Annotated in this window: 22 protein-coding genes; 5 read left to right on the top strand and 17 right to left on the bottom strand. The window is 59.8% G+C overall.

What is annotated here, in order from left to right; all coding sequences use genetic code 11:
• The first annotated feature begins 81 nt into the window (after window positions 1–81).
• Both ABVN21_RS21715 and ABVN21_RS21710 read left to right on the top strand, forming a co-directional pair.
• Window positions 82–1,044, top strand: a complete 963-nt coding sequence (locus tag ABVN21_RS21715; RefSeq protein ID WP_339553701.1) for an amino acid ABC transporter permease — start codon at window positions 82–84, stop codon at window positions 1,042–1,044.
• Complete coding sequence (locus tag ABVN21_RS21710; protein WP_339553538.1) at window positions 1,037–1,771, top strand: amino acid ABC transporter ATP-binding protein; 735 nt, start codon at window positions 1,037–1,039, stop codon at window positions 1,769–1,771. Before ABVN21_RS21715 ends, ABVN21_RS21710 begins: the two co-directional genes overlap by 8 nt.
• A 145-nt stretch (window positions 1,772–1,916) precedes the next feature.
• Here the strand turns inward: ABVN21_RS21710 and ABVN21_RS21705 are convergent, their stop codons facing one another.
• The 10 genes from ABVN21_RS21705 to ubiE form a co-directional block, all read right to left on the bottom strand.
• Entirely contained in the window at window positions 1,917–3,833 is a 1,917-nt protein-coding gene (locus ABVN21_RS21705) for a methyl-accepting chemotaxis protein (RefSeq protein WP_339553537.1), read from the bottom strand.
• Window positions 3,834–3,935: 102 nt separating this feature from the next.
• A complete protein-coding gene (locus tag ABVN21_RS21700) occupies window positions 3,936–4,643 on the bottom strand; it encodes a 16S rRNA (uracil(1498)-N(3))-methyltransferase (protein WP_339553536.1) in 708 nt (235 codons plus the stop codon).
• Window positions 4,640–5,434 carry a twin-arginine translocase subunit TatC gene (tatC, locus tag ABVN21_RS21695; RefSeq protein WP_339553535.1) on the bottom strand — a complete coding sequence of 265 codons (795 nt, stop codon included), beginning with the start codon at window positions 5,432–5,434 and terminating at the stop codon, window positions 4,640–4,642. The genes ABVN21_RS21700 and tatC overlap by 4 nt, the downstream gene beginning before the upstream one ends.
• Complete coding sequence (gene tatB, locus ABVN21_RS21690) at window positions 5,431–5,874, bottom strand: Sec-independent protein translocase protein TatB (protein ID WP_339553534.1); 444 nt, start codon at window positions 5,872–5,874, stop codon at window positions 5,431–5,433. Before tatB ends, tatC begins: the two co-directional genes overlap by 4 nt.
• 10 nt (window positions 5,875–5,884) lie before the next feature.
• A complete protein-coding gene (locus ABVN21_RS21685; protein WP_339553533.1) occupies window positions 5,885–6,163 on the bottom strand; it encodes a twin-arginine translocase TatA/TatE family subunit in 279 nt (92 codons plus the stop codon).
• 25 nt (window positions 6,164–6,188) lie between these two features.
• Window positions 6,189–6,521 carry a phosphoribosyl-ATP diphosphatase gene (locus ABVN21_RS21680; protein ID WP_007899279.1) on the bottom strand — a complete coding sequence of 111 codons (333 nt, stop codon included), beginning with the start codon at window positions 6,519–6,521 and terminating at the stop codon, window positions 6,189–6,191.
• Window positions 6,514–6,915: a phosphoribosyl-AMP cyclohydrolase gene (hisI, locus tag ABVN21_RS21675; RefSeq protein WP_339553532.1), complete on the bottom strand. Its 402-nt coding sequence runs from the start codon at window positions 6,913–6,915 to the stop codon at window positions 6,514–6,516. The genes ABVN21_RS21680 and hisI overlap by 8 nt, the downstream gene beginning before the upstream one ends.
• An 80-nt stretch (window positions 6,916–6,995) precedes the next feature.
• Entirely contained in the window at window positions 6,996–8,600 is a 1,605-nt protein-coding gene (ubiB, locus tag ABVN21_RS21670; protein WP_339553531.1) for a ubiquinone biosynthesis regulatory protein kinase UbiB, read from the bottom strand.
• Entirely contained in the window at window positions 8,597–9,220 is a 624-nt protein-coding gene (locus tag ABVN21_RS21665; protein WP_339553530.1) for an SCP2 domain-containing protein, read from the bottom strand. The genes ubiB and ABVN21_RS21665 overlap by 4 nt, the downstream gene beginning before the upstream one ends.
• Window positions 9,220–9,990: a bifunctional demethylmenaquinone methyltransferase/2-methoxy-6-polyprenyl-1,4-benzoquinol methylase UbiE gene (gene ubiE, locus ABVN21_RS21660; RefSeq protein ID WP_033045331.1), complete on the bottom strand. Its 771-nt coding sequence runs from the start codon at window positions 9,988–9,990 to the stop codon at window positions 9,220–9,222. Before ubiE ends, ABVN21_RS21665 begins: the two co-directional genes overlap by 1 nt.
• A 153-nt stretch (window positions 9,991–10,143) precedes the next feature.
• On the opposite strand from ubiE, the gene ABVN21_RS21655 reads away from it, so the two are divergent.
• The 3 genes from ABVN21_RS21655 to ABVN21_RS21645 all read left to right on the top strand — a co-directional run bounded on the left by ABVN21_RS21655 (window position 10,144) and on the right by ABVN21_RS21645 (window position 11,963).
• On the top strand, window positions 10,144–10,419 hold the full coding sequence (locus tag ABVN21_RS21655) for a polyhydroxyalkanoic acid system family protein (RefSeq protein ID WP_339553529.1): 276 nt from the start codon (window positions 10,144–10,146) through the stop codon (window positions 10,417–10,419).
• Window positions 10,420–10,648: 229 nt separating this feature from the next.
• Window positions 10,649–11,071 (top strand): phasin family protein, encoded by a 423-nt coding sequence (locus ABVN21_RS21650; RefSeq protein WP_223503398.1) that lies wholly within the window; start codon window positions 10,649–10,651, stop codon window positions 11,069–11,071.
• Between the two features lie 10 nt (window positions 11,072–11,081).
• Window positions 11,082–11,963, top strand: a complete 882-nt coding sequence (locus tag ABVN21_RS21645) for a phasin family protein (RefSeq protein ID WP_339553528.1) — start codon at window positions 11,082–11,084, stop codon at window positions 11,961–11,963.
• A gap of 180 nt (window positions 11,964–12,143) precedes the next feature.
• Here the strand turns inward: ABVN21_RS21645 and ABVN21_RS21640 are convergent, their stop codons facing one another.
• From ABVN21_RS21640 to hslV, 7 genes are all read right to left on the bottom strand, one after another.
• The gene (locus ABVN21_RS21640) at window positions 12,144–12,764 is read right to left on the bottom strand and encodes a TetR/AcrR family transcriptional regulator (protein WP_034148599.1); all 621 of its coding nucleotides are present in this window, start codon (window positions 12,762–12,764) and stop codon (window positions 12,144–12,146) included.
• Window positions 12,765–12,823: 59 nt separating this feature from the next.
• Window positions 12,824–14,506, bottom strand: coding sequence for a class II poly(R)-hydroxyalkanoic acid synthase (gene phaC / locus ABVN21_RS21635; RefSeq protein ID WP_339553527.1), 1,683 nt, complete (start codon window positions 14,504–14,506; stop codon window positions 12,824–12,826).
• 113 nt (window positions 14,507–14,619) lie between these two features.
• Entirely contained in the window at window positions 14,620–15,474 is an 855-nt protein-coding gene (gene phaZ, locus ABVN21_RS21630; RefSeq protein ID WP_339553526.1) for a poly(3-hydroxyalkanoate) depolymerase, read from the bottom strand.
• Between the two features lie 140 nt (window positions 15,475–15,614).
• Entirely contained in the window at window positions 15,615–17,294 is a 1,680-nt protein-coding gene (gene phaC, locus ABVN21_RS21625) for a class II poly(R)-hydroxyalkanoic acid synthase (protein ID WP_339553525.1), read from the bottom strand.
• Window positions 17,295–17,553: 259 nt separating this feature from the next.
• Window positions 17,554–17,925 carry a DUF971 domain-containing protein gene (locus tag ABVN21_RS21620; protein WP_339553700.1) on the bottom strand — a complete coding sequence of 124 codons (372 nt, stop codon included), beginning with the start codon at window positions 17,923–17,925 and terminating at the stop codon, window positions 17,554–17,556.
• Window positions 17,926–18,040: 115 nt separating this feature from the next.
• Window positions 18,041–19,378, bottom strand: a complete 1,338-nt coding sequence (gene hslU, locus ABVN21_RS21615) for an HslU--HslV peptidase ATPase subunit (protein ID WP_339556871.1) — start codon at window positions 19,376–19,378, stop codon at window positions 18,041–18,043.
• Window positions 19,379–19,432: 54 nt separating this feature from the next.
• Complete coding sequence (gene hslV, locus ABVN21_RS21610; RefSeq protein WP_007975582.1) at window positions 19,433–19,963, bottom strand: ATP-dependent protease subunit HslV; 531 nt, start codon at window positions 19,961–19,963, stop codon at window positions 19,433–19,435.
• Window positions 19,964–19,982 lie beyond the last annotated feature (19 nt).

The following is a 19,982-nucleotide window of genomic DNA, read 5'->3' as shown; positions in this document are numbered from 1 at the left end:
TGTTCACCCAGATCAACTGTAGGAGCCGGCTTGCTGGCGATGGCGGCCTCCCTGGCAACACAAAATCCGGACTTGCTAACCCTGATGAAACAGAAAAAAGCCCAATGGCCCTGGCACGTGCTGACCGTGCTGGTGCTGATCGGACTGGCGGGCGCGTTGTATTACGCCACCTCGCTGATGTCCTACGAATGGCGCTGGAACCGCGTGCCGCAGTACTTCGCCTATCACGCCGAAGAATCCCAGCGCGCCGCCGATATTTCGACTGTCAGCGAATTGGTGCGCAAGGGCGACAAGGCCGAAGTCACCCTGCGCAACGACGCCGGTGATGAGCAACTCTTGACCGTCGATGACAACAGCCTGCAAGTCGCCCAGGGCGACGATGTAGCTGAAGGTGATGTGATCGGTGTCACCCGGCATTGGGCCGCAGGACCGTTGATGTGGGGTCTCTGGACTACCTTATGGTTGTCGGTGGTGTCTGGCGTGCTCGGTCTGCTGATCGGTCTCGCCACCGGCCTGTGCCGACTGTCGAACAACCCGACCCTGCGCGACCTTTCGACCCTCTACGTCGAGTTGGTGCGCGGAACGCCGCTACTGGTGCAGATCTTCATTTTCTACTTCTTCATCGGCACGGTGATGAACCTGTCCCGCGAGTTCGCCGGGATTGCCGCGCTGTCGCTGTTCACCGGCGCCTATGTGGCCGAGATCATCCGCTCCGGCGTGCAGTCGATCGCCCGTGGCCAGAACGAGGCCGCGCGTTCCCTGGGATTGAGCGCCGGTCAGTCGATGCGTCATGTGGTGTTGCCGCAAGCGTTCAAGCGCGTGCTGCCGCCGCTGGCCGGGCAGTTCATCAGCCTGGTGAAAGACACTTCGCTGGTATCGGTGATTGCGATTACCGAACTGCTGAAAAGTGGTCGTGAAGTCATCACTACTTCGTTCTCACCATTCGAAATCCTGTTCTGCGTCGCTGGCCTTTACCTTTTGATCAACCTGCCGCTGTCGAAAATCGCCAGCCGGCTTGAGCGGAGGCTCGCGCAAAGTGATTGAAGTCCGCGATCTGGTAAAAGTTTTCGACACCCGCGGCCAAGTGGTACGCGCGGTGGATAACGTCAGCACGACCGTCGCCAAGGGCGAAGTGCTGGTGGTGATCGGTCCGTCCGGCTCCGGTAAATCGACCTTCCTGCGCTGCCTCAATGGCCTTGAAGAGTTCGACTCTGGCTCGGTAAGCATCGACGGTCTGCAACTGGCCGACCCGAAAACCGACGTCAACGCCTACCGCCGCGAAGTCGGCATGGTGTTCCAGCACTTCAACCTGTTCCCACATATGACCGTGCTGGAAAACCTCTGCCTGGCGCAAAAAGTCGTGCGCAAGCGCGGCAAAAAAGAGCGTGAGGCCAAGGCCATGGCGCTGCTGGAAAAGGTCGGTATTGCGCAAAAAGCCACTGAGTTTCCGTCGCGCCTGTCTGGCGGTCAGCAACAGCGCGTGGCGATTGCCCGGGCATTGGCCATGGAGCCCAAGGTCATGCTGTTCGACGAGCCGACCTCGGCGCTGGACCCGGAAATGGTCGGCGAAGTGCTGGACGTGATGAAAAACCTGGCCGTGGAAGGCATGACCATGGTCTGCGTTACCCATGAAATGGGCTTCGCCCGGGAAGTGGCGGATCGGGTGCTGTTCTTCGATCACGGCAAGTTGCTGGAAGATGCCTCACCGGCGGAGTTCTTTGAAACACCGAAGGATCCGCGGGCTCAGGCTTTCTTGCGTCAGGTCCTCTGAAAGCAGCAGCCTTGGGGGGCGCCAATCGCTAGCAGGCAGCTAGCTCCCACAGTGGATTTGTGGTGTTCACACCATTCCTGTGGGAGCCAGCCTGCTGGCGATTTCATCACCTCGGTTGCAGGCGAACCGAGGCAATTGAATCACCTCAAACCTTGAATCGCCCCACCAGCATCTGCAAATGCGTCCCCAACCGCGCCAGCTCAACACTGGACGCTGCGGTTTCCTCACTTGCCGCCGACGTCTGATCCGATACATCCCGCACATTCAACACGCTACGGTTGATCTCTTCAGCCACGGCACTTTGCTGCTCGGCGGCCGCGGCGATCTGCTGGTTCATCGCCTGGATTGCAGACACCGTGCGGGTGATGCTCTCCAGTGAGCCACCGGCCCGGCGAGTCAGCTCAACGCTGCTGTCGGTCAGGGTACGGCTGTTGTCCATGATCGTCGCGACTTGCTGGGTACCGTTTTGCAGGCCGACGATCAGCTCTTCGATTTCTTCAGTGGATTTCTGCGTGCGCTGCGCCAGGCTGCGAACTTCGTCGGCGACCACGGCAAAACCACGTCCGGCTTCACCGGCGCGAGCGGCTTCGATGGCGGCGTTGAGCGCCAGCAAATTGGTTTGCTGGGCCACGGACTTAATGACGTCGAGCACGCTACCGATCTTGTCGCTTTCGCGTTTGAGCTCACCCATGGCTTCGGTGGAATTGCCGACTTCCTTGGCCAGGCGTTCAATCTGGGCGATGGCCTCGCCCACCACTTTGTCGCCTTCGCGTGCTTGCTGGTCGGCGGCAACAGCGGCCTCGGACGCCTCTTCAGCATTGCGTGCGACTTCTTGTACGGTGGCGGTCATTTCGTTCATGGCGGTGGCCACCTGGTCAGTCTCGACCCGTTGGCTGTTGACCCCGGCGCTGGTCTGCTCGGTGACCGCCGACAGCTCTTCGGCAGCGCTGGCGATTTGCGTGACGCCCTCGCTGATGCCGCCGATCAGTTCGCGCAGGCCTTGAGTCATGCTTTGAATAGCGCGTTGCAATTGGCCCAGTTCGTCGGCGCGTTTGGACGCCAGGTTATGGGTCAGGTCGCCGGCAGCGATGCGCTCGGCCACCTTCAGCGTCTGGTTCAGCGGAATCACGATTTGCCGAGTAATGGCCCAAGCGGCAAACAGCCCAAAGACCAGCGCCAGGGAGGTGGCCAGCAACAGCATGTTCTTGGCGTGTTGCACGTCGGTATCGCGCACGAGAGTTTGTGAAATCGTGAGCTTCTTGCTGACGTCGAGCAGGATTTCGCCTTGGGCGGCCATGTGTTTGAGTGCGTCGGCGCTGGCCACTTGGGAATCACGGAACTGACTGACCGCTGCGCGGTAGGCTTCGAGCGATTCAGTGGCCTGTTTCAGATTGGCAATGTGTTCTTCGGGGAGTTTGGACGGCAGGCTTTCCAGATACTTCAGGGCATTGTCGATAGCGTCCAATGCCGGTTGCTCGGCCTCGGTTTTGCCGCTGTAGGTGTAGCCACGTACCTGGAAGCGCGCTTGCTGAAGCAGCTTGCTCAAATCGATCACGCTGTTGAACTGCGCAACGCTCTCGCCCTGCAGCATGGATTTTTCAACTTCAGCGACCTTGGCGACGGCATTGTCAGCGGTAGCACCGAGCTTGCTGCGGGCGTCTTCGCGATTGGCGCCGGCCTGGGTCAAGGTGGCGAAAGCTTGCTTGTACTGACTGACGGCGGCCAGTTGCTGGTCGATCATGGCCACATCGGCGGGCTGTTCAATCATCTGACGGGCAGCTTGCAGGCCGTTGTCCAGCTTACCCAACAGATCGTGGACGGCGCCCGGGCCTTGTTCGCCACGACGCATCTCATAATCCAGGCGGGCGATGCGCAAATCTTTGGTGAGGCCATTGATGTCGGAAATGTACCCCAGCTTGTCACCACGACTCATTACGTCACTCAGGCCGGTCCAGCCAGTGACGGTAATCAGCAATGTCAGCAGCAGCACCAGACCGAAGCCGACGCCCAGTTTGCGATTAACGCCTACGTTTCCCAGCTTATCGGCCAGCCATTGGTACATGCTGCTACTCCCTTGGACCAAACATTGGTTTTATGGGAGGTATATCGGCCGTGGGCAGACAATCTGTAGAAGCGCTCTGACGAGCGGGCAGAATGGTGTCAGTTAGAAGAGTCGTGCCAGCAACGCGGTAACGGCAGTTTCGACGCGCAGGATGCGCTCGCCCAACTGCACAGGTTGCAGGCCGGATTTGCCCAGCAGGTCAATTTCGTAAGGGATCCACCCGCCCTCCGGGCCGATGGCCAAGGTCACCGGTTCGCTCAGCGCACGAGGGCAGGGCGGGTAGTTGCCTGGGTGGCCAACCAGGCCAAGGGTTCCCTCGGTAATGGCAGGCAAGCGGTCTTCAACGAAGGGTTTGAAGCGTTTTTCTATCACCACTTCCGGCAACACGCTGTCCCGCGCCTGTTCGAGGCCGAGAATCAACTGTTCGCGAATGGCTTGCGGTTCAAGAAACGGTGTCTGCCAGAAGCTCTTCTCGACGCGATAGCTGTTCACCAGCACGATGCGCGGCACACCCATGGCCGCCACGGTCTGAAACACCCTACGGAGCATTTTGGGCCGTGGCAGGGCCAGCACCAGGGTCAGTGGCAGCTTGGCGGGTGGTGGTTGATCGAGGGTGACGCGCAATTCGGCTTCGCCGGTGTCCAGGCGCAGCACTTCGGCAGAGCCCATCAACCCGCCGATGCGCCCGACGCGCATGCTGTCGCCTACTTCACAGCGGTGAACTTCCTGCATGTGGGTCAACCGCCGATCACGCAGGACGGCCCGGTCGGCCGCAATAAAGTCGGCCTCTTCGAGGAGTAGCAGGTTCACGGCTGGGTCGCTGGCGGCTGGTCGTTGTGATCGTCAACCGGTTGATCGTCCGGATGCTCGCCGCGTTTGCTGACCAGGCCGCCAAACAGGATGCCGATCTCGAACAGCAACCACATCGGTACGGCCAGCAGCGTCTGCGAGAAGATGTCCGGCGGCGTCAGGATCATCCCCACCACAAAGCAGCCGATGATCACATACGGACGGATCTTCTTCAGGTACTTGACGTCGACCACGCCGATCCACACCAGCAGCACCACGGCCACCGGGATCTCGAACGCCACGCCGAAGGCAAAGAACAGCGTCATGACGAAGTCGAGGTAACTGGTGATGTCAGTCATCATTTCCACGCCGGCCGGGGTGGCAGCGGCGAAGAACTTGAAGATCAGCGGGAAGACCAGGAAATAGGCGAAGGCCATACCGGCGTAAAACAGGATGATGCTCGACACCAGCAATGGCACGGCGATGCGTTTTTCGTGCTTGTACAGGCCCGGTGCAATGAAGCCCCAGATCTGGTGCAGGATCACCGGGATCGCCACGAACAGCGAGACCATCATCGTCAGTTTCAGCGGCGTCAGGAACGGCGACGAAACGTCGGTGGCGATCATCGTCGCACCGGCCGGCAGGTAGGCGCGCAACGGCGTGGAGACGAAGGTATAGATCTGCTGGGTAAAGGCGAACAACCCGGCGAAGATGATGAAGATCGCCGCTACGCAGCGCAGCAGGCGGGTACGCAACTCGGTGAGGTGCGAAACCAGCGGCATGTGCTGGTCGTTTTCAGGGAGATCGCTCATGGGGCTCGCGGCGGCAGTGTTGGGTCATGAGGAGCCGGCGCGACAGGCGCGGCGGCTGGAGCAACGGCTTCGACCACGGGCGCTGCAGCAACGGGCGCGGGTTCGGTAGTCGCTACAGCGGGTGCAGGTGTTGCAGCGGAGGGAGCGTGAATCGTCTGCTCTCCCACGTGCTCAACCGGTGTCGGCTCCTGCTGGGTCGGCGTGAAAATCTTCCGCGCCTCCTGCTCAAGCGAAAGAATGTGCTCGTTGTGCAGTTGCCGACGAATCTCGTCGGCACCGATTTCACGCTCAACTTCCTGTTTGATCGCGTTAAAGCTGCGCTTCAGACGCCCGACCCACAGGCCGGCGGTGCGCGCAGCGCCCGGCAGACGCTCGGGGCCCAGCACCAGCAGGGCAACGAGGCCGACGAGCAGCAGTTCAGAGAAGCTGATACCAAACATTAGTCAGTGCTCACACGTCTTTGCGGATCGGCTCTTCGACTTTCTGCGCCTGCACGTCAATGGTGTGCGGCTGATTCACGGACTGGGTGGTCTGTGGCTGAGCAGGTGGCACCGGTTGGGTCGGGGTCACGGTCGGATCGGCCGGTTTTTCGTCATCGTTCATGGCTTTGCGGAAGCCCTTGATCGACTCGCCAACGTCGGTGCCGAGGTTTTTCAGTTTCTTGGTGCCGAACACCAGCACGACAACAACCAGGATGACGATCCAGTGTTTCCAGTCAAAAATGCCCATGTTGCTGCTCCTCTCTAATCGTTATTCAAGCGGACGGGCGCGAGGCTTTCTCGGCGTGTCCGGACAGACCGAAGCGACGGTCCAGTTCATCGAGTACAGCCTGTGGATGCTGCCCCAGTTGGGCGAGCATGACCATGCTGTGGAACCACAGATCGGCGGTTTCGTAGATCACATCGCTGCAGTCGCCGCTGATGGCGGCGTCCTTGGCGGCAATGATGGTTTCGACCGACTCTTCGCCGACTTTTTCCAGAATCTTGTTCAAGCCCTTGTGGTACAGGCTGGCGACATACGAGCTGTCGGCAGCGGCGCCTTTGCGCTCTTCCAGTACCTGGGCGAGGCGGGTGAGAGTGTCACTCATGTTTGTGTCCTGCGGAATAGATGGCGTGCGGATCTTTCAGGACCGGGTCGACGGTTGTCCAGTCGCCGTCCTCGTAGACGCGATAGAAGCAGCTTTGACGACCGGTATGGCAGGCGATGTCGCCGATCTGCTCGACCATCAGGATGATCACGTCGGCGTCACAGTCCAGACGCATCTCATGCAGGGTTTGCACGTGACCGGATTCCTCGCCCTTGCGCCACAGCTTGCCACGGGAGCGCGACCAGTAGATGGCGCGATTCTCGGCAGCGGTCAGTTCCAGCGCTTCGCGGTTCATCCAGGCCATCATCAGGACGCGCCCGGTCTTGTGATCCTGGGCAATCGCCGGCACCAGGCCGTCCGCGTCCCACTTGATCTCGTCCAGCCAGTTTTTCATCTTCGACTCCGACAGCGAGCCCGACACTTCATTAGTCAGGCTCAACGTTGAAACAGTGTGCCAGTGCGCAGCACAACTGGCTATCGGCGAACGACCAGATACAAGCCGACGGCCATCATGATTCCCGCCGGCCAGTAGGCCAGATCGTTCAACGGCCCACCGGCGGCGAGGATCGCGCCACCGGCCAGATGCGCCGCACCGAGCAGGCGCAGGAACCAGTCGTCACGGCGTTGGTGCCACGGTGGCGGGGGATCGTTGGCATGGGGCTGGGACAGGCGTTCGAGCAAATCACGTGTCATGTTGGCCAGATGCGGGATTTGTTCGATCTGACTTTGCACGTTGCCAAACAAGGCTTTGGGGCTGACACGCTCGCGCATCCAGCGTTCGAGGAAGGGCTGCGCGGTGTTCCATAAGTCGAGGTCCGGATACAGCTGACGGCCCAGGCCTTCGATGTTCAACAGGGTTTTCTGCAACAGAACCAGCTGCGGCTGTACTTCCATGTTGAAGCGGCGTGCGGTCTGGAACAGGCGCATCAGCACCTGACCGAAGGAAATATCTTTTAACGGTTTTTCAAAGATCGGTTCGCAAACCGTACGGATCGCCGCTTCGAATTCGTTGAGTTTGGTTTCCGCCGGAACCCAGCCCGAATCGATGTGCAGTTGTGCCACACGCCGGTAGTCACGTTTGAAAAACGCGAACAGGTTGCGCGCCAGGTAGTCCTGGTCTTCCGGGGTCAGGCTGCCGACGATGCCGCAGTCGATCGCAATGTACTGCGGGCTCCACGGATTCACGGTGCTGACGAAAATGTTGCCGGGGTGCATGTCGGCGTGGAAGAAGCTGTCGCGGAACACTTGGGTAAAGAAGATCTCCACGCCGCGTTCAGCGAGCATTTTCATGTCGGTGCGCTGGTCGGCCAGGGTCGCCAGGTCGGTGACCTGGATGCCGTAGATGCGCTCCATCACCAGCACTTTTGGCCGGCACCAGTCCCAATAGACTTGTGGCACGTACAGCAGCGGCGAGCCGTCGAAGTTGCGCTTCAGCTGGCTGGCGTTGGCGGCTTCGCGCAGCAGGTCGAGTTCGTCGTAGATGGTTTTTTCGTAATCCTGAACCACGTCCACCGGGTGCAGCAGGCGTGCGTCGGCCGAGAGTTTTTCGGCCGCGCGGGCGAGGATGAACAGCCACGCCAGATCCTGCGCAATGACCGGTTTCAGGCCCGGGCGAATCACTTTGACCACGACTTCTTCGCCGGTTTTCAGCTGCGCAGCATGCACCTGCGCCACCGATGCCGAGGCCAGTGGTTCGACGTCGAAGCGGCTGAACACTTCGCTGATTTTCTTGCCGAGCTGTTCTTCGATCAGCTTGACCGACACTTGCGAATCGAACGGCGGGACGCGGTCCTGCAACATCATCAGTTCATCGGCGATGTCTTCGGGCAGCAAGTCGCGGCGGGTGGACAGGATCTGCCCGAACTTGATGAAAATCGGCCCGAGGTCCTGCAGTGCCAGGCGCAAGCGTGCGCCGCGGCTCAGGTCGAGGGTCTTGCGCGGGAACCAGCGCCACGGCAAGCCATATCGCAGCGCTCGCAGGAACCAGGGCAGCGGCAGGGCGAACAGCAGGTCATCGAGGCGGTAGCGGATCACGACGCGCTGGATGCGCAACAAACGGCGGACGGCAAGCAGCTTCATGCGTTATCGCTTGGGTCGAGGGATCGGGAAAGGCGCTCGAAACGCGCCTCAAGACGTTCCAGATCGAGTTTGATCTGGTCCAGTTCACTGAATCGGGCTTCGGCTTCGCGCTGACCGACGAGGGTGCGCGATTCTTCCGCCAGGTACTCGCCAAGGTTCTGGCCGAGGCTGGCGAAGCCTTGCTGATACCAGCGGGCGCGACTGCGCAGGTGGCCGCCGATCAGTTGCGTGGCGACAGGACCGAGCCAGCGCGAGAGTTCGTACTCCCAGTCCAGCTCCAGGTCCTGGAGGATCGCGACCAGTTCCAGCAGCACGCCGCTGTCACCGTCGAGTTCGACTTCAGGGCTGTGCAGGATCGAGGTCTTGTCCTTGCTCACCGCCAGTTTCAGCAGGCTCGAAGCCGGTGCGCGCAAGGTGCAGTCGGCGCCGGTCTCCCACTGGGAGGCGAGCATCAGGCCTTCATCGCTGGGCAGGATGAACACTTGCAGCGCCGGGCTGCGGCAATCGACGGCGATTACTTTGCCGGTCAGATGCGCCAGCCGCGGCAACGCCGTGCTGTCGAGTCGAAGCACCCGGTTCAGGCCGAGTTCGACGCTGGCGAGCAGGCCGGCGAGCAGCATCAGGGTTTGATGCCGCGGTGCAGGGCAACGATGCCTGCGGTCATGTTGTGATAGGTCACGCGGTCGAAACCGGCCTCGACCATCATCGACTTCAGGGTTTCCTGGTTCGGGTGCATGCGGATCGATTCGGCCAGGTAGCGATAGCTTTCCGAGTCGTTGGTGATCAGCTTGCCCATCAACGGCATGAACGCGAACGAGTAGGCGTCGTAGGCCTTGGACATCAGCGCGTTGGTCGGTTTGGAGAATTCCAGCACCAGCAAACGACCGCCCGGCTTGAGGACGCGCAGCATGGAACGCAGGGCGTCTTCCTTGTGCGTGACGTTGCGCAGGCCGAAAGCGATGGTCACGCAATCGAAATGGTTGTCCGGGAACGGCAGTTTTTCCGCGTCGGCCTGCACGAACTCGACATTGCCAGCCACGCCCAGGTCCAGCAGGCGGTCACGACCGACCTTGAGCATGGACTCGTTGATGTCGGCCAGAACCACTTGGCCGGTCGGGCCAACGAGGTGCGAGAACTTACGGGTCAGGTCGCCCGTACCGCCGGCGATGTCGAGCACGCGGTTGCCGGTGCGAACGCCCGACAGTTCGATCGCAAAACGCTTCCACAGCCGGTGCATGCCGCCCGACAGGAGGTCGTTCATCAGGTCGTACTTGGCGGCTACCGAGTGGAAAACCTCGGCGACTTTTTCCGCTTTCTGGCTTTCCGGAACGTTTTTGAAGCCGAAGTGAGTGGTGGGTTCGGCATCGTTGCCTTTGCGCTGATCAGTCATATCGCTCACCAAAAGAGAATGCGCGACATTCTAATCCCCAAGGCATGCTTTGTCTTGGCAAGGCTGAAGGTAAGATGGGCAACCATCGGGACGTTTTGACGCAGCGGAGGTCAAGATGCCTTGTGAAAGCATCCATATAGCAGGAGTCATTTGATGGCCAATATTAGTGTTGAACGTGCCCACAGCCTGGGTAAGGAAGCGGCGCGCGAGAAGGCCGACAAGCTGGCGCAGAAACTTTCCGATCATTATGGCCTGGAGCCGCAGTGGTCCGGCGATACCTTGAACCTCAAGCGCTCCGGCGTGAAGGGCGCGGTGCATGTCAGTGACGACTCGATCAAGGTCGATGTGGAACTGGGCCTGATGATGTCGGCCATGAGCGGCATGATCAAAGCGGAAATCGAAAAGGCGCTGGATAAAGCGCTGGCATAACGCGCGCGATCTTGTAGGCGCAAACTTGCTCGCAATGGCATCTCTGCGGTGTAACCCGAATACCGAGGTGCCTGCATCGCGAGCAAGCTTGCTCCTACAGTAATTGGTGGGGCCACCACCTGTTTATGTCAGTTGTTAGGGTGCCGTTTCTAATTTTTCTCCCTACTTTGTGCCTGAGCCCGACACTTCCGCGGGCAGTTCCTCAAACCTTCTGCGCGTGAGGTGCACCATGGCCAAAGTTATTTTGAAGAAAAAAATCGACGCATCGACCACTGCTCTGGGCGACGTCAAATCCTATGCCCGCAAGATCTGGCTGGCAGGCCTGGGTGCCTACACCAAGGTTGGCCAAGAGGGCAGCGATTACTTTCAAGAGTTGATCAAGGCTGGTCAAACTGTTGAAACCAAAGGCAAAAAAGTAGTTGCCGAGAAGCTCGAAGCGGCCAATGCCGAGATTGTTGAAGCCAAGACTGAAGTGAGCTCTTTCAAAGGCAAGGTCGAAGTTCAACTCGACAAAGTCGAGAAGGCGTTCGACTCGCGTGTCGCAAGTGCCTTGAATCGTATCGGCATTCCGTCTAAACATGACGTTGAGACACTCTCTGCTAAGCTCGATGAACTGACGGCATTGCTCGAACGCGTCGCGCGTAAATCTTAAGGAGAACGGGATGGCTGGTAAAAAGAACACCGAAAAAGAAGGCAGCTCGTGGATCGGGAAGGTAGAAGACTACTCCCGTAAAATCTGGCTGGCTGGTTTAGGCGTGTACTCGAAGATCGATACTGACGGCAGCAAACTCTTCGATGCATTGGTTAAAGACGGCGAGAAAGCCGAGAAGCTGACCAAGAACGCTGTTGGCAAAACTGTCGATGCCGCCAAGGACTCCGCTTCGTCGGCCAAGTCGCGCATCAGCGGCGTGAAAGACCGTGCACTGGGCAAGTGGGATGAGCTGGAAGGCGCTTTCGACAAGCGTCTGAACAGCGCCATTTCGCGTCTGGGTGTACCGAGCCGCAACGAAGTCAAGGCACTGCACAGCAAGGTCGATACCCTGACTAAGCAAATCGAAAAACTCACTGGTGCCAAGGTTGCGCCTGTTGCGGCAAAAACCGCGGCAGCCAAACCGGCCGCGGCTAAACCAGCAGCCAAAACCGCTGCCAAGCCACTGGCTAAAGCAGCGGCTAAACCTGCTGCCAAGGCAGCTGCCAAAACTGCCGCCGCCAAGCCAGCCGCAGCCAAGCCAGCCGCTAAACCGGTAGCTGCGAAAGCCGCCGCCAAGCCAGCTGCCAAACCGGCGGCCAAGCCTGCCGCTAAAACAGCAGCAGCAAAACCTGCAGCCAAACCAGCGGCAAAACCTGCCGCCGCGAAGAAGCCTGCGGTGAAAAAACCGGCAGCTCCAAAAGCCGCCGCACCAAAACCAGCAGCTGCTGCCAAGCCGGCAACTCCGGCAGCGTCGGCAGCCCCGGTCAGCGCATCGAACTCCGCTACTGCACCAACCCCTGCTGTAACCCCGACTGTTGCGCCAGCGCCATCGACGCCAACCAGTCAGTCCTGATTTTTCCAGGGCTCAAAAAAACGCCCGGCCTGCCAAGGTCGGGCGTTTTTGTTTTTAGAGGTGCTACAGATCTCCTGAGCGAGCCTGCTCGCGATGAGGCCATTACATCCAACATCGATGTTGGCTGATACACCGCCATCGCGAGCAGGCTCGCTCCCACAGAGTTATCGGTGACCAAAACTATTCGTGTACTTCCAGGTATTGAAGGGCGAGCTGTTCTGTCGCGACTTTGATGGGCGGCAACAGATGCGGCGCCACCAGCATCATGATCTGGTAAACCACCAACCGCACTTCGCCTTCACGATCGAGAATCCGCTGGTAGTCCAACGAAAACAGCAGCGTCATGGTGATCTGTTCCACCAGTTGCCCCAACGCCTGGGTGTCGCTGACCAGTTGCCCCTGAGCCTTCAATCGAGCCAGCAGCGAGGCCAGCGTGCGCTTGAGAGCGTTAAGCAGATTGCGGATGCCCTTGGCCAGTTTCGGCAGGCGTCCGGCGAGGTTCGACAGGTCCTGGAAGAGAAACCGGTAATGGGCCAGGCGCTCGACGATCAGGTGCAAAAACAGCCAGTAATCATCAGGGGACAGTTCGACATCGGACGGCGGGTCGAGCAGCGGGGCGAGTTCGCTCTGGAAGCGTTCGAACAGCCCGAGAATCAACGGCTCCTTGCCGTGAAAGTGGTAGTAGAGGTTGCCCGGGCTGATCCCCATTTCATTGGCAACTTCCATGGTGGAGACGTTCGGTTCGCCCTTCTGATTGAACAACTGCAGGGCACATTCGAGGATGCGGTCGCGGGTTTTCATCCAGTCTTCTTAGTGGTCGAGTCATGCCACGGCCGACTCCGGCCGTGGGTCGTTGAACGTCAGCGCACGCGCACGTAAGTGCCGGGTGCCGCTTCCATCGGTGGATAATTCTGGTTGCCGAGGGCCATGTGGGTTTCCTTTTGCGCGCCCGAGCGCTCCTGAATCCAGCTCAGCCATTGGGTCCACCAGCTGCCGTCCACATGCTTGCCATCGTAGTACCAGGCCCGTGGATCACTGCTCAGTTTGCCGTTCTCGATGTAGTTGGCTTTCGGGTTGTTCGGCGGGTTGAGAATGCTCTGTATGTGGCCGCTGTTGGACAATATGAAGCGGCGCTCGCCCCCCAGCAGCAGTGTCGAGCGATACACCGCGTCCCACGGCGTGATGTGGTCGTTGATGCCCGCGACGCTGAAGCTATCGACGGTGACCTTCTGCAAGTCGATTGGCGTGCCACACACTTCCAGACCGCCGGGGTGGCTCAGCGGGTTGTGCTTGAAGAAGTCCAGCAAGTCGCCATGCAGGGCTGCCGGCAGGCGCGTGTTGTCGTTGTTCCAGTAGAGGATGTCGAACGCCGGTGGCTCCTTGCCCAGCAGATAATTGTTGACGAAATAACTCCAGATCAAATCGTTGGGGCGCATCCAGGCGAAGACCTTGGCCATATCGCGGCCGTCGAGCACGCCTTTCTGATAGGAGCGACGCTTGGCGGCTTCCAGGGTTTGTTCGTCGGCGAACAGGGTGGCTGGCGAGTCCAGGGAACTGTCGAGCAGGCTCACCAGGTATGTCGCGCTGGACACCCGCCGCAGCTGTCGCTTGGCTTGCAGGTGACCTTGCAGTGCGGCAATGGTCAGCCCGCCGGCGCAGGCGCCCATCAGATTGACTTCACGGGCGCCGGTAATCGCCCGGCAGACATTCATGGCTTCTTCGACCGCCTCGACATAAGTCGACAGCCCCCATTCGCGATGACGCACATCCGGATTGCGCCAACTGATCATGAAGGTTTGCAAGCCGTTCTTGAGGGCGAACTGGACGAAGCTGTTGTGCGGGCTGAGGTCGAAGATGTAGTACTTGTTGATCTGCGGCGGCACCACCAGCAGCGGTTTGGAATACTGCTTTTCGCTCATCGGCTTGTACTGGATCAGCTCCAGCAGTTCATTGCGAAACACCACGGCGCCGTTGGTGGTGGCGACGGTCTTGCCGACCTCGAAGGCGTGTTTGGTGACTTGCCGGGGCAGGCCGTCGTTGTGCAAAAGGTCATCGACCAGGTGGCCGATTCCACGCACCAGACTGTTGCCGCCGGAGTTGAAGATCTCCTTGATCGCCAATGGATTGAGCAGGCTGTTGGACGGCGACACGGCATCGTTGAGCAAGGCAAAAGCGAAGTGCGCGCGGGCGCGGTCGTCCGGGCTCATGTTGCTTTCGTCGATCCAGCTTTTGACCTGTTTCTGCCAGCTCAGGTAGGCCTGCAAGCTGCGACGATAAAAAGGGTTGAGGCTCCATGACGGATCGGCGAAACGACCGTCCTGGGGATTGGTCGGGTGCAGGGTTTCGCCGAGCAATATGCGGCCCAGTTGTCCGCCCAGTTTCAGCGCATGTCGGGCGCTGTGCACCGGGTTGCGCAAGCCATGGGCAGCAACGCTGCGCAGGGTCGAAATCAGATCCCGGCCACGCAAGCCGGTAATCGCACTCTGTGCGTTGATGAACGCGGCGGGAGTGGGCAAAGAGTCCCTCGCTGGTTTGTCACGCATGAGTCAACACTCCTTCGTCTTCAGGCCAAAAACAAACATCCGAACCAGAACACCATAGACGCTGTAACGGGTTGTTGCGCGGCGCGGCGTCCTGCCGACCGACAATGCGTCGGCTAACCGCCCAGTGGTGCCGGATGCGGATGCATCACGGCGCGCTGTCGCTCCTCTTCGAGGAATTTCATGATGATCGGCGCCACCGCTTCGGCACGAGTAATCAGGAACAGATGACCGTCATCGATGATGTGCAGTTGGGCGTTGGGAATTCGCCAGGCCAGCAAGCGCATGTTGATCAAAGGGATCAATGGGTCGTCGTCGCCTGCCAGTACCAGGGTCGGCTGATTGATCTTGTGCAGCCAGTGGATGCTGGTCCAGCCGAAACCGGCGAACAGCTGCCAGTAATAACCGAGCTTGCCTGCCGAACGCACTTTTGCCGCGTGGCTCGCTGCCAGAGTCGGATCGCGACGGAACGAGCCGCCGTAGATCATCGGGGCAATACGAATCACGTGGGACGGTTGAATGTAGCGCCGCGGACTGGCCATCATCCACAGCACTTTCGGTTTGCCCGGCACCATCACCGCGCCCGCTGCCGTGGCGGCGAGTACCAGTTTTTTGCAGCGCTCCGGATAATCAAAGGCGAATTGCTGGGCGAGGGCGCCACCCCATGACACGCCGATCACGTTGACTTTCCCGTAGTCGAGATAATCGAGCATCCGCGCCGTCAGTTTGGCCAGGCCCGGAAAGCGATACGGCCGGCTCGGCGTCGACGAACCACCGACACCGGGCACGTCGAAAGCGATGACTTCCAGGTCCGGGTCCAGCGCAGCGACAAACGGAAACACCAGCTCCAGGTTGGCGCCGATGCCGTTGAAAATCAGCAAGGGCGTCAAGTGAGGCTTGCCGGGGCGTACTGCCGTGCGGAGGGTCTGGCCATCCAGGTCGACGGTACGGAATATGAACGGTTGCGGCATGCTTCGGGCCCTGTGGGTGGATCGTGGTTCCTGACGCGCAGCCTGTAGGCGCTGGCTTGCTGGCGATGCGATCACCGTGGTTCGGCAGTCTCGCCGTGGCTATGCAATCGCCAGCAAGCCGGCCCTACAGGTCTGCGGGTCTAGCGCTCGTGTACGTAAGTGCCTGGCGCCGCCTCGCCAGCCGGATAGGCCTTGTTGCCCAGTTTCGCCGGGGCCTTTTTCATTTCGCCGGAGCGTTGAGCCTGCCAGGCCTGCCAGTGCAACCACCAGGAGTCAGTGTGTTTGGTGGCGTTTTCTTGCCACTCATCGGCGGTCGACGCTGTTTCGGTGCTGGTCATGTAACGGGACTTCGGATTGCCCGGCGGGTTCAGAATGCTTTGGATATGGCCGCTGCTGGACAGCACAAATTCAACATTGCCGCCGAACAGTTGCGCCGACTTGTAGCAGGACTTCCACGGAGTGATGTGGTCGTTGGTGCCAGCCAGGGAAAAGATGTCGGCCGTCACTTGCTTGAGGTCGATGGCAGTGCCGCACACTTCCAGTGCATTCGGGCGAATCAGTGGGTTGTTTTTGAACAGTTCGATCAGGTCGCCGTGGAACGCTGCGGGCAACCTTGTGGTGTCGTTGTTCCAGAACAGGATGTCGAAAACCGGCGGCTCGTTACCCAGCAGGTAGTTGTTGACCCAGTAGTTCCAGATCAGATCATTGGGGCGCATCCAGGCGAAGACTTTTGCCATGTCGCGGCCTTCCAGCACGCCGGCCTGGTACGAGTGGCGCTTGGCGGCTTCCAGCGTTTGTTCGTTGACGAACAGCGCAACGTCGCTGTCCAGTGTGGTATCGAGCACGCTCACCAGCAGGGTCAGGGCGTTGACCTTGTTCTCGCCGATCGCGGCGTAGTGGCCGAGCAGGGCGGTGCAGGTGATGCCGCCGGAGCAGGCGCCGAGCATGTTCACGTCTTTGCTGCCGGTGATCGCGGTGACCACGTCGACCGCTTCCTTGAGCGCCTCGATGTAAGTCGACAGGCCCCACTCGCGCTGCTCCTTGGTCGGGTTGCGCCAGCTGACGATGAAGGTCTGCACGTTATTGCGCAGGCAGAATCGCGCCAGGCTCTTGTCCGGGCTCAGGTCGAAAACGTAGAACTTGTTGATCTGCGGCGGCACCACCAGCAACGGACGCTCGTGGACCTGCTCGGTGATCGGCTTGTACTGGATCAGCTCCAGCACGTCGTTACGGAATACCACTGCGCCTTCGGTCACGCCCAGGCTTTTGCCGACCTCGAACGCGCCCATGTTGACCTGGCTCGGCATGCCGCCGTTGTGCACCATGTCCTTGGCCAGATGCGAGAGGCCGTCGAGCAGGCTCTTGCCTCCGGTTTCGAAGAAGCGTTTGACTGCCGCCGGATTGGCCGCGCTGTTGGTCGGGGCCATCGCTTCGGTCATGAGGTTGATCACGAAGTGGCCGCGAGCCGCGTCATTAGGGGTGAGGTTGCTGTGGTCGATCCAGTCGTGGAGTTCCTTGCGCCACGCCAGGTAAGTCTGCAGATAACGTTTGTAGAGCGGGTTCTGGCTCCAGGCCGGATCGGCGAAACGACGATCGTCGCTCGTCGGTTGCAGCGCGGATTTGCCGAACAATACGTTCTTGAGTTCAAGGCCGAAATGAGCGACATGCTTGGCGCTGTGCACCGGTTGTTTGATGGCCTGCCTGAGGACCATGCGAGCAGACGCCAGTAGATCCTTTCCACGCAGCCCAACGACAGGGTTCAGTCCCAAGGTGTTTTCCGAGGCCTGATACTTCAAGTCATCGTTATTCTTGTTACTCATCTACGACGCTCCATTGTCCTGAGACGAGTACCGGGGTCCTGCTGTGTAGTCACAGCCAATGCCAGGTACTACTGCTCGGGGTGACCGTTAATTCTGCATCGCTGCTTTTTCGTACGCAGAGAGCACTGCAGGGAACTTGCCAGCTCCATTGGTTACCCGAGTTTAATTTTTTTCGCAAGCAGGCCAATGACTGACCTCGCGGCCAAGCATTCAAACAGATGAAATTAGAAAATGCCTACTAAAGAGCAAGAGGCTCAGGCTAGAGCATCAGCTTGACGACAGACTCATTCGGGTCGCGGGTTTTTCCGGCCGCTTTGAGCTCGGCAAGATAATCCTCCCAGAGTGCGTCATATCGTCGCCCCAGTTCGTAGAGGTATTCCCAGGTGAACAGGCCGCTGTCGTGGCCGTCGTCGAAGGTCAGTTTTAGTGCGTACTGACCGGCCGGTTCTACCTGGCTCAGTCCTACGTTGATCTTGCCAAATTGCAGGATGGGTTTGCCATGGCCCTGGACCTCGGCGGAGGGAGAATGCACGCGCAGGAATTCGGCGGGCAGGGTGTATTCCTCGCCGGACGCATATTTGAGCGTCAGGGTTTTCGAGGCTTTGTGCAGCTTGATGTCGGTGGGGATCATGACCGGATATCCGTTGGTATGCGTGGTCTGCCCCTTGTAGGAGCCGGCTTGCCGGCGATGGCCATCTCGGGGACGCCATCGCCGGCAAGCCGGCTCCTACAAGGGATCACATGACCTACAGGATATAACGGGACAGGTCTTCGTTCTGCGCCAATTCGCCGAGGTGGCTGTTGACGTAGTCGGCGTCGATCTGGATGACCTTGCCGTCATGGCTGCTGGCCAGGTCGCCGGCACTGAACGACACCTCTTCCAGCAGACGCTCGAGCAGGGTGTGCAGACGACGGGCGCCGATGTTCTCGGTTTTTTCGTTGACCTGCCAGGCAATCTCCGCGATGCGCTTGATGCCGCTCGGCTGGAACTCGATACCCAGGCCTTCGGTTTTCAGCAGTGCGCAATATTGCTCGGTCAGCGAAGCGTGCGGTTCGCTGAGGATGCGTTCGAAGTCTTCCGGCGACAACGCCTTCAGCTCCACACGAATCGGCAGACGACCTTGCAGCTCCGGCACCAGGTCGCTCGGTTTGCTCAGGTGGAAAGCACCCGACGCAATGAACAGGATGTGGTCGGTCTTGACCATGCCCAATTTGGTGTTGACGGTGCAGCCTTCGATCAGCGGCAGCAAGTCGCGCTGCACGCCTTCGCGGGACACATCGACGCCACCGGAATTACCGCGCTTGGCGACTTTGTCGATTTCGTCGATGAACACGATGCCGTGCTGCTCGACCGCTTCCAGCGCCCTGGCCTTCAACTCTTCATCGTTGACCAGACGGCCGGCTTCTTCGTCGCGTACCAGCTTCAGCGCTTCCTTGACCTTGAGCTTGCGGGCCTTCTTCTTGCCCTTGCCTATGTTGGCAAACAGGCTTTGCAGCTGGTTGGTCATTTCTTCCATGCCCGGAGGCGCGGAGATATCGACGCCGGCCATTTCGGCGACTTCGATTTCAATCTCCTTGTCATCCAGATGACCTTCGCGCAGACGCTTGCGGAACAGCTGACGGGTGTTGGAGTCGGCCGTCGGAGTGTCGTCGTTGCTGAAACCCATGCGCGGCGGCGGCAGCAGCGCATCGAGGATGCGCTCTTCGGCAGCGTCTTCGGCGCGGTGGCGAACCTTGACGATTTCCTGTTCGCGCAGCAGCTTGATCGCGGCATCGGCGAGGTCACGAATGATCGATTCAACGTCGCGGCCAACATAGCCGACTTCGGTGAATTTGGTTGCTTCGACCTTGATGAACGGTGCGTTGGCCAGCTTGGCCAGGCGACGGGCGATCTCGGTTTTACCGACACCGGTCGGGCCGATCATCAAAATGTTTTTTGGCGTGACTTCAACGCGCAGCTCTTCAGGCAGCTGCATGCGGCGCCAGCGATTGCGCAGGGCAATGGCGACGGCGCGCTTGGCATCGTCCTGGCCGATGATATGGCGATTGAGTTCGTGGACGATTTCACGGGGAGTCATGGACATAATATTTAATGGACCTCAAGCAAGAATGAGCCGTGGCACGGAGCCGAATCAGGCTTACTCGGCGCAGTCCTGCTCCTCAATGGTCTGGGTGTGGTTGGTGAATACACAGATGTCGCCGGCGATGCCGAGGGCGGTTTCGACGATTTCCCGGGCCGACAGATCGGTTTTCTTCAGCAGGGCGCTGGCGGCGGCCTGGGCGTAAGCACCACCGGAGCCCATGGCGATCAAGCCGTCTTCAGGCTCAACCACATCGCCATTACCGGTGATGATCAGGGAAGCGTCTTTGTTGGCGACCGCGAGCATGGCTTCGAGGCGGCTCAGGGAGCGGTCAGTGCGCCATTCTTTGGCGAGTTCGACAGCGGCGCGAACCAGGTGGCCCTGATGTTTTTCAAGCTGGCCTTCGAAGCGTTCGAAGAGGGTAAAGGCGTCAGCGGTGGCACCGGCAAAACCGGCAATGACCTGGCCGTGGTACAGGCGGCGAACTTTTTTCGCGTTGCCCTTCATCACGGTATTGCCAAGGGAAACCTGGCCGTCGCCGCCCATGACGACTTTGCCGTGGCGGCGAACTGAAACGATGGTGGTCAAGGGAAGAGTCTCCACGCAG

It is taken from the genome of Pseudomonas sp. MYb327 (assembly GCF_040438925.1).
Classification (GTDB): Bacteria; Pseudomonadota; Gammaproteobacteria; order Pseudomonadales; family Pseudomonadaceae; genus Aquipseudomonas.
The sequence above is the reverse complement of the archived record's forward strand: the minus strand, read 5'-3'. Positions and strand labels throughout refer to the sequence as shown.

What these genes read in the sequence shown, in the direction of transcription:
- phaC (WP_339553527.1), bottom strand. Translation starts at nt 14,506, where the DNA reads ATGCGTGACAAACCAGCGAGGGACTCTTTGCCCACTCCCGCCGCGTTC.
- hslU (WP_339556871.1), bottom strand. Translation starts at nt 19,378, where the DNA reads ATGTCCATGACTCCCCGTGAAATCGTCCACGAACTCAATCGCCATATC.
- hisI (WP_339553532.1), bottom strand. Translation starts at nt 6,915, where the DNA reads ATGAAAAACTGGCTGGACGAGATCAAGTGGGACGCGGACGGCCTGGTG.
- ubiE (WP_033045331.1), bottom strand. Translation starts at nt 9,990, where the DNA reads ATGACTGATCAGCGCAAAGGCAACGATGCCGAACCCACCACTCACTTC.
- ABVN21_RS21685 (WP_339553533.1), bottom strand. Translation starts at nt 6,163, where the DNA reads ATGGGCATTTTTGACTGGAAACACTGGATCGTCATCCTGGTTGTTGTC.
- ubiB (WP_339553531.1), bottom strand. Translation starts at nt 8,600, where the DNA reads ATGAAGCTGCTTGCCGTCCGCCGTTTGTTGCGCATCCAGCGCGTCGTG.
- ABVN21_RS21620 (WP_339553700.1), bottom strand. Translation starts at nt 17,925, where the DNA reads ATGATCCCCACCGACATCAAGCTGCACAAAGCCTCGAAAACCCTGACG.
- phaC (WP_339553525.1), bottom strand. Translation starts at nt 17,294, where the DNA reads ATGAGTAACAAGAATAACGATGACTTGAAGTATCAGGCCTCGGAAAAC.
- ABVN21_RS21655 (WP_339553529.1), top strand. Translation starts at nt 10,144, where the DNA reads ATGGCCAATATTAGTGTTGAACGTGCCCACAGCCTGGGTAAGGAAGCG.
- ABVN21_RS21645 (WP_339553528.1), top strand. Translation starts at nt 11,082, where the DNA reads ATGGCTGGTAAAAAGAACACCGAAAAAGAAGGCAGCTCGTGGATCGGG.
- ABVN21_RS21665 (WP_339553530.1), bottom strand. Translation starts at nt 9,220, where the DNA reads ATGCTGCTCGCCGGCCTGCTCGCCAGCGTCGAACTCGGCCTGAACCGG.
- ABVN21_RS21705 (WP_339553537.1), bottom strand. Translation starts at nt 3,833, where the DNA reads ATGTACCAATGGCTGGCCGATAAGCTGGGAAACGTAGGCGTTAATCGC.
- ABVN21_RS21680 (WP_007899279.1), bottom strand. Translation starts at nt 6,521, where the DNA reads ATGAGTGACACTCTCACCCGCCTCGCCCAGGTACTGGAAGAGCGCAAA.
- ABVN21_RS21640 (WP_034148599.1), bottom strand. Translation starts at nt 12,764, where the DNA reads ATGAAAACCCGCGACCGCATCCTCGAATGTGCCCTGCAGTTGTTCAAT.
- tatB (WP_339553534.1), bottom strand. Translation starts at nt 5,874, where the DNA reads ATGTTTGGTATCAGCTTCTCTGAACTGCTGCTCGTCGGCCTCGTTGCC.
- phaZ (WP_339553526.1), bottom strand. Translation starts at nt 15,474, where the DNA reads ATGCCGCAACCGTTCATATTCCGTACCGTCGACCTGGATGGCCAGACC.
- tatC (WP_339553535.1), bottom strand. Translation starts at nt 5,434, where the DNA reads ATGAGCGATCTCCCTGAAAACGACCAGCACATGCCGCTGGTTTCGCAC.
- ABVN21_RS21650 (WP_223503398.1), top strand. Translation starts at nt 10,649, where the DNA reads ATGGCCAAAGTTATTTTGAAGAAAAAAATCGACGCATCGACCACTGCT.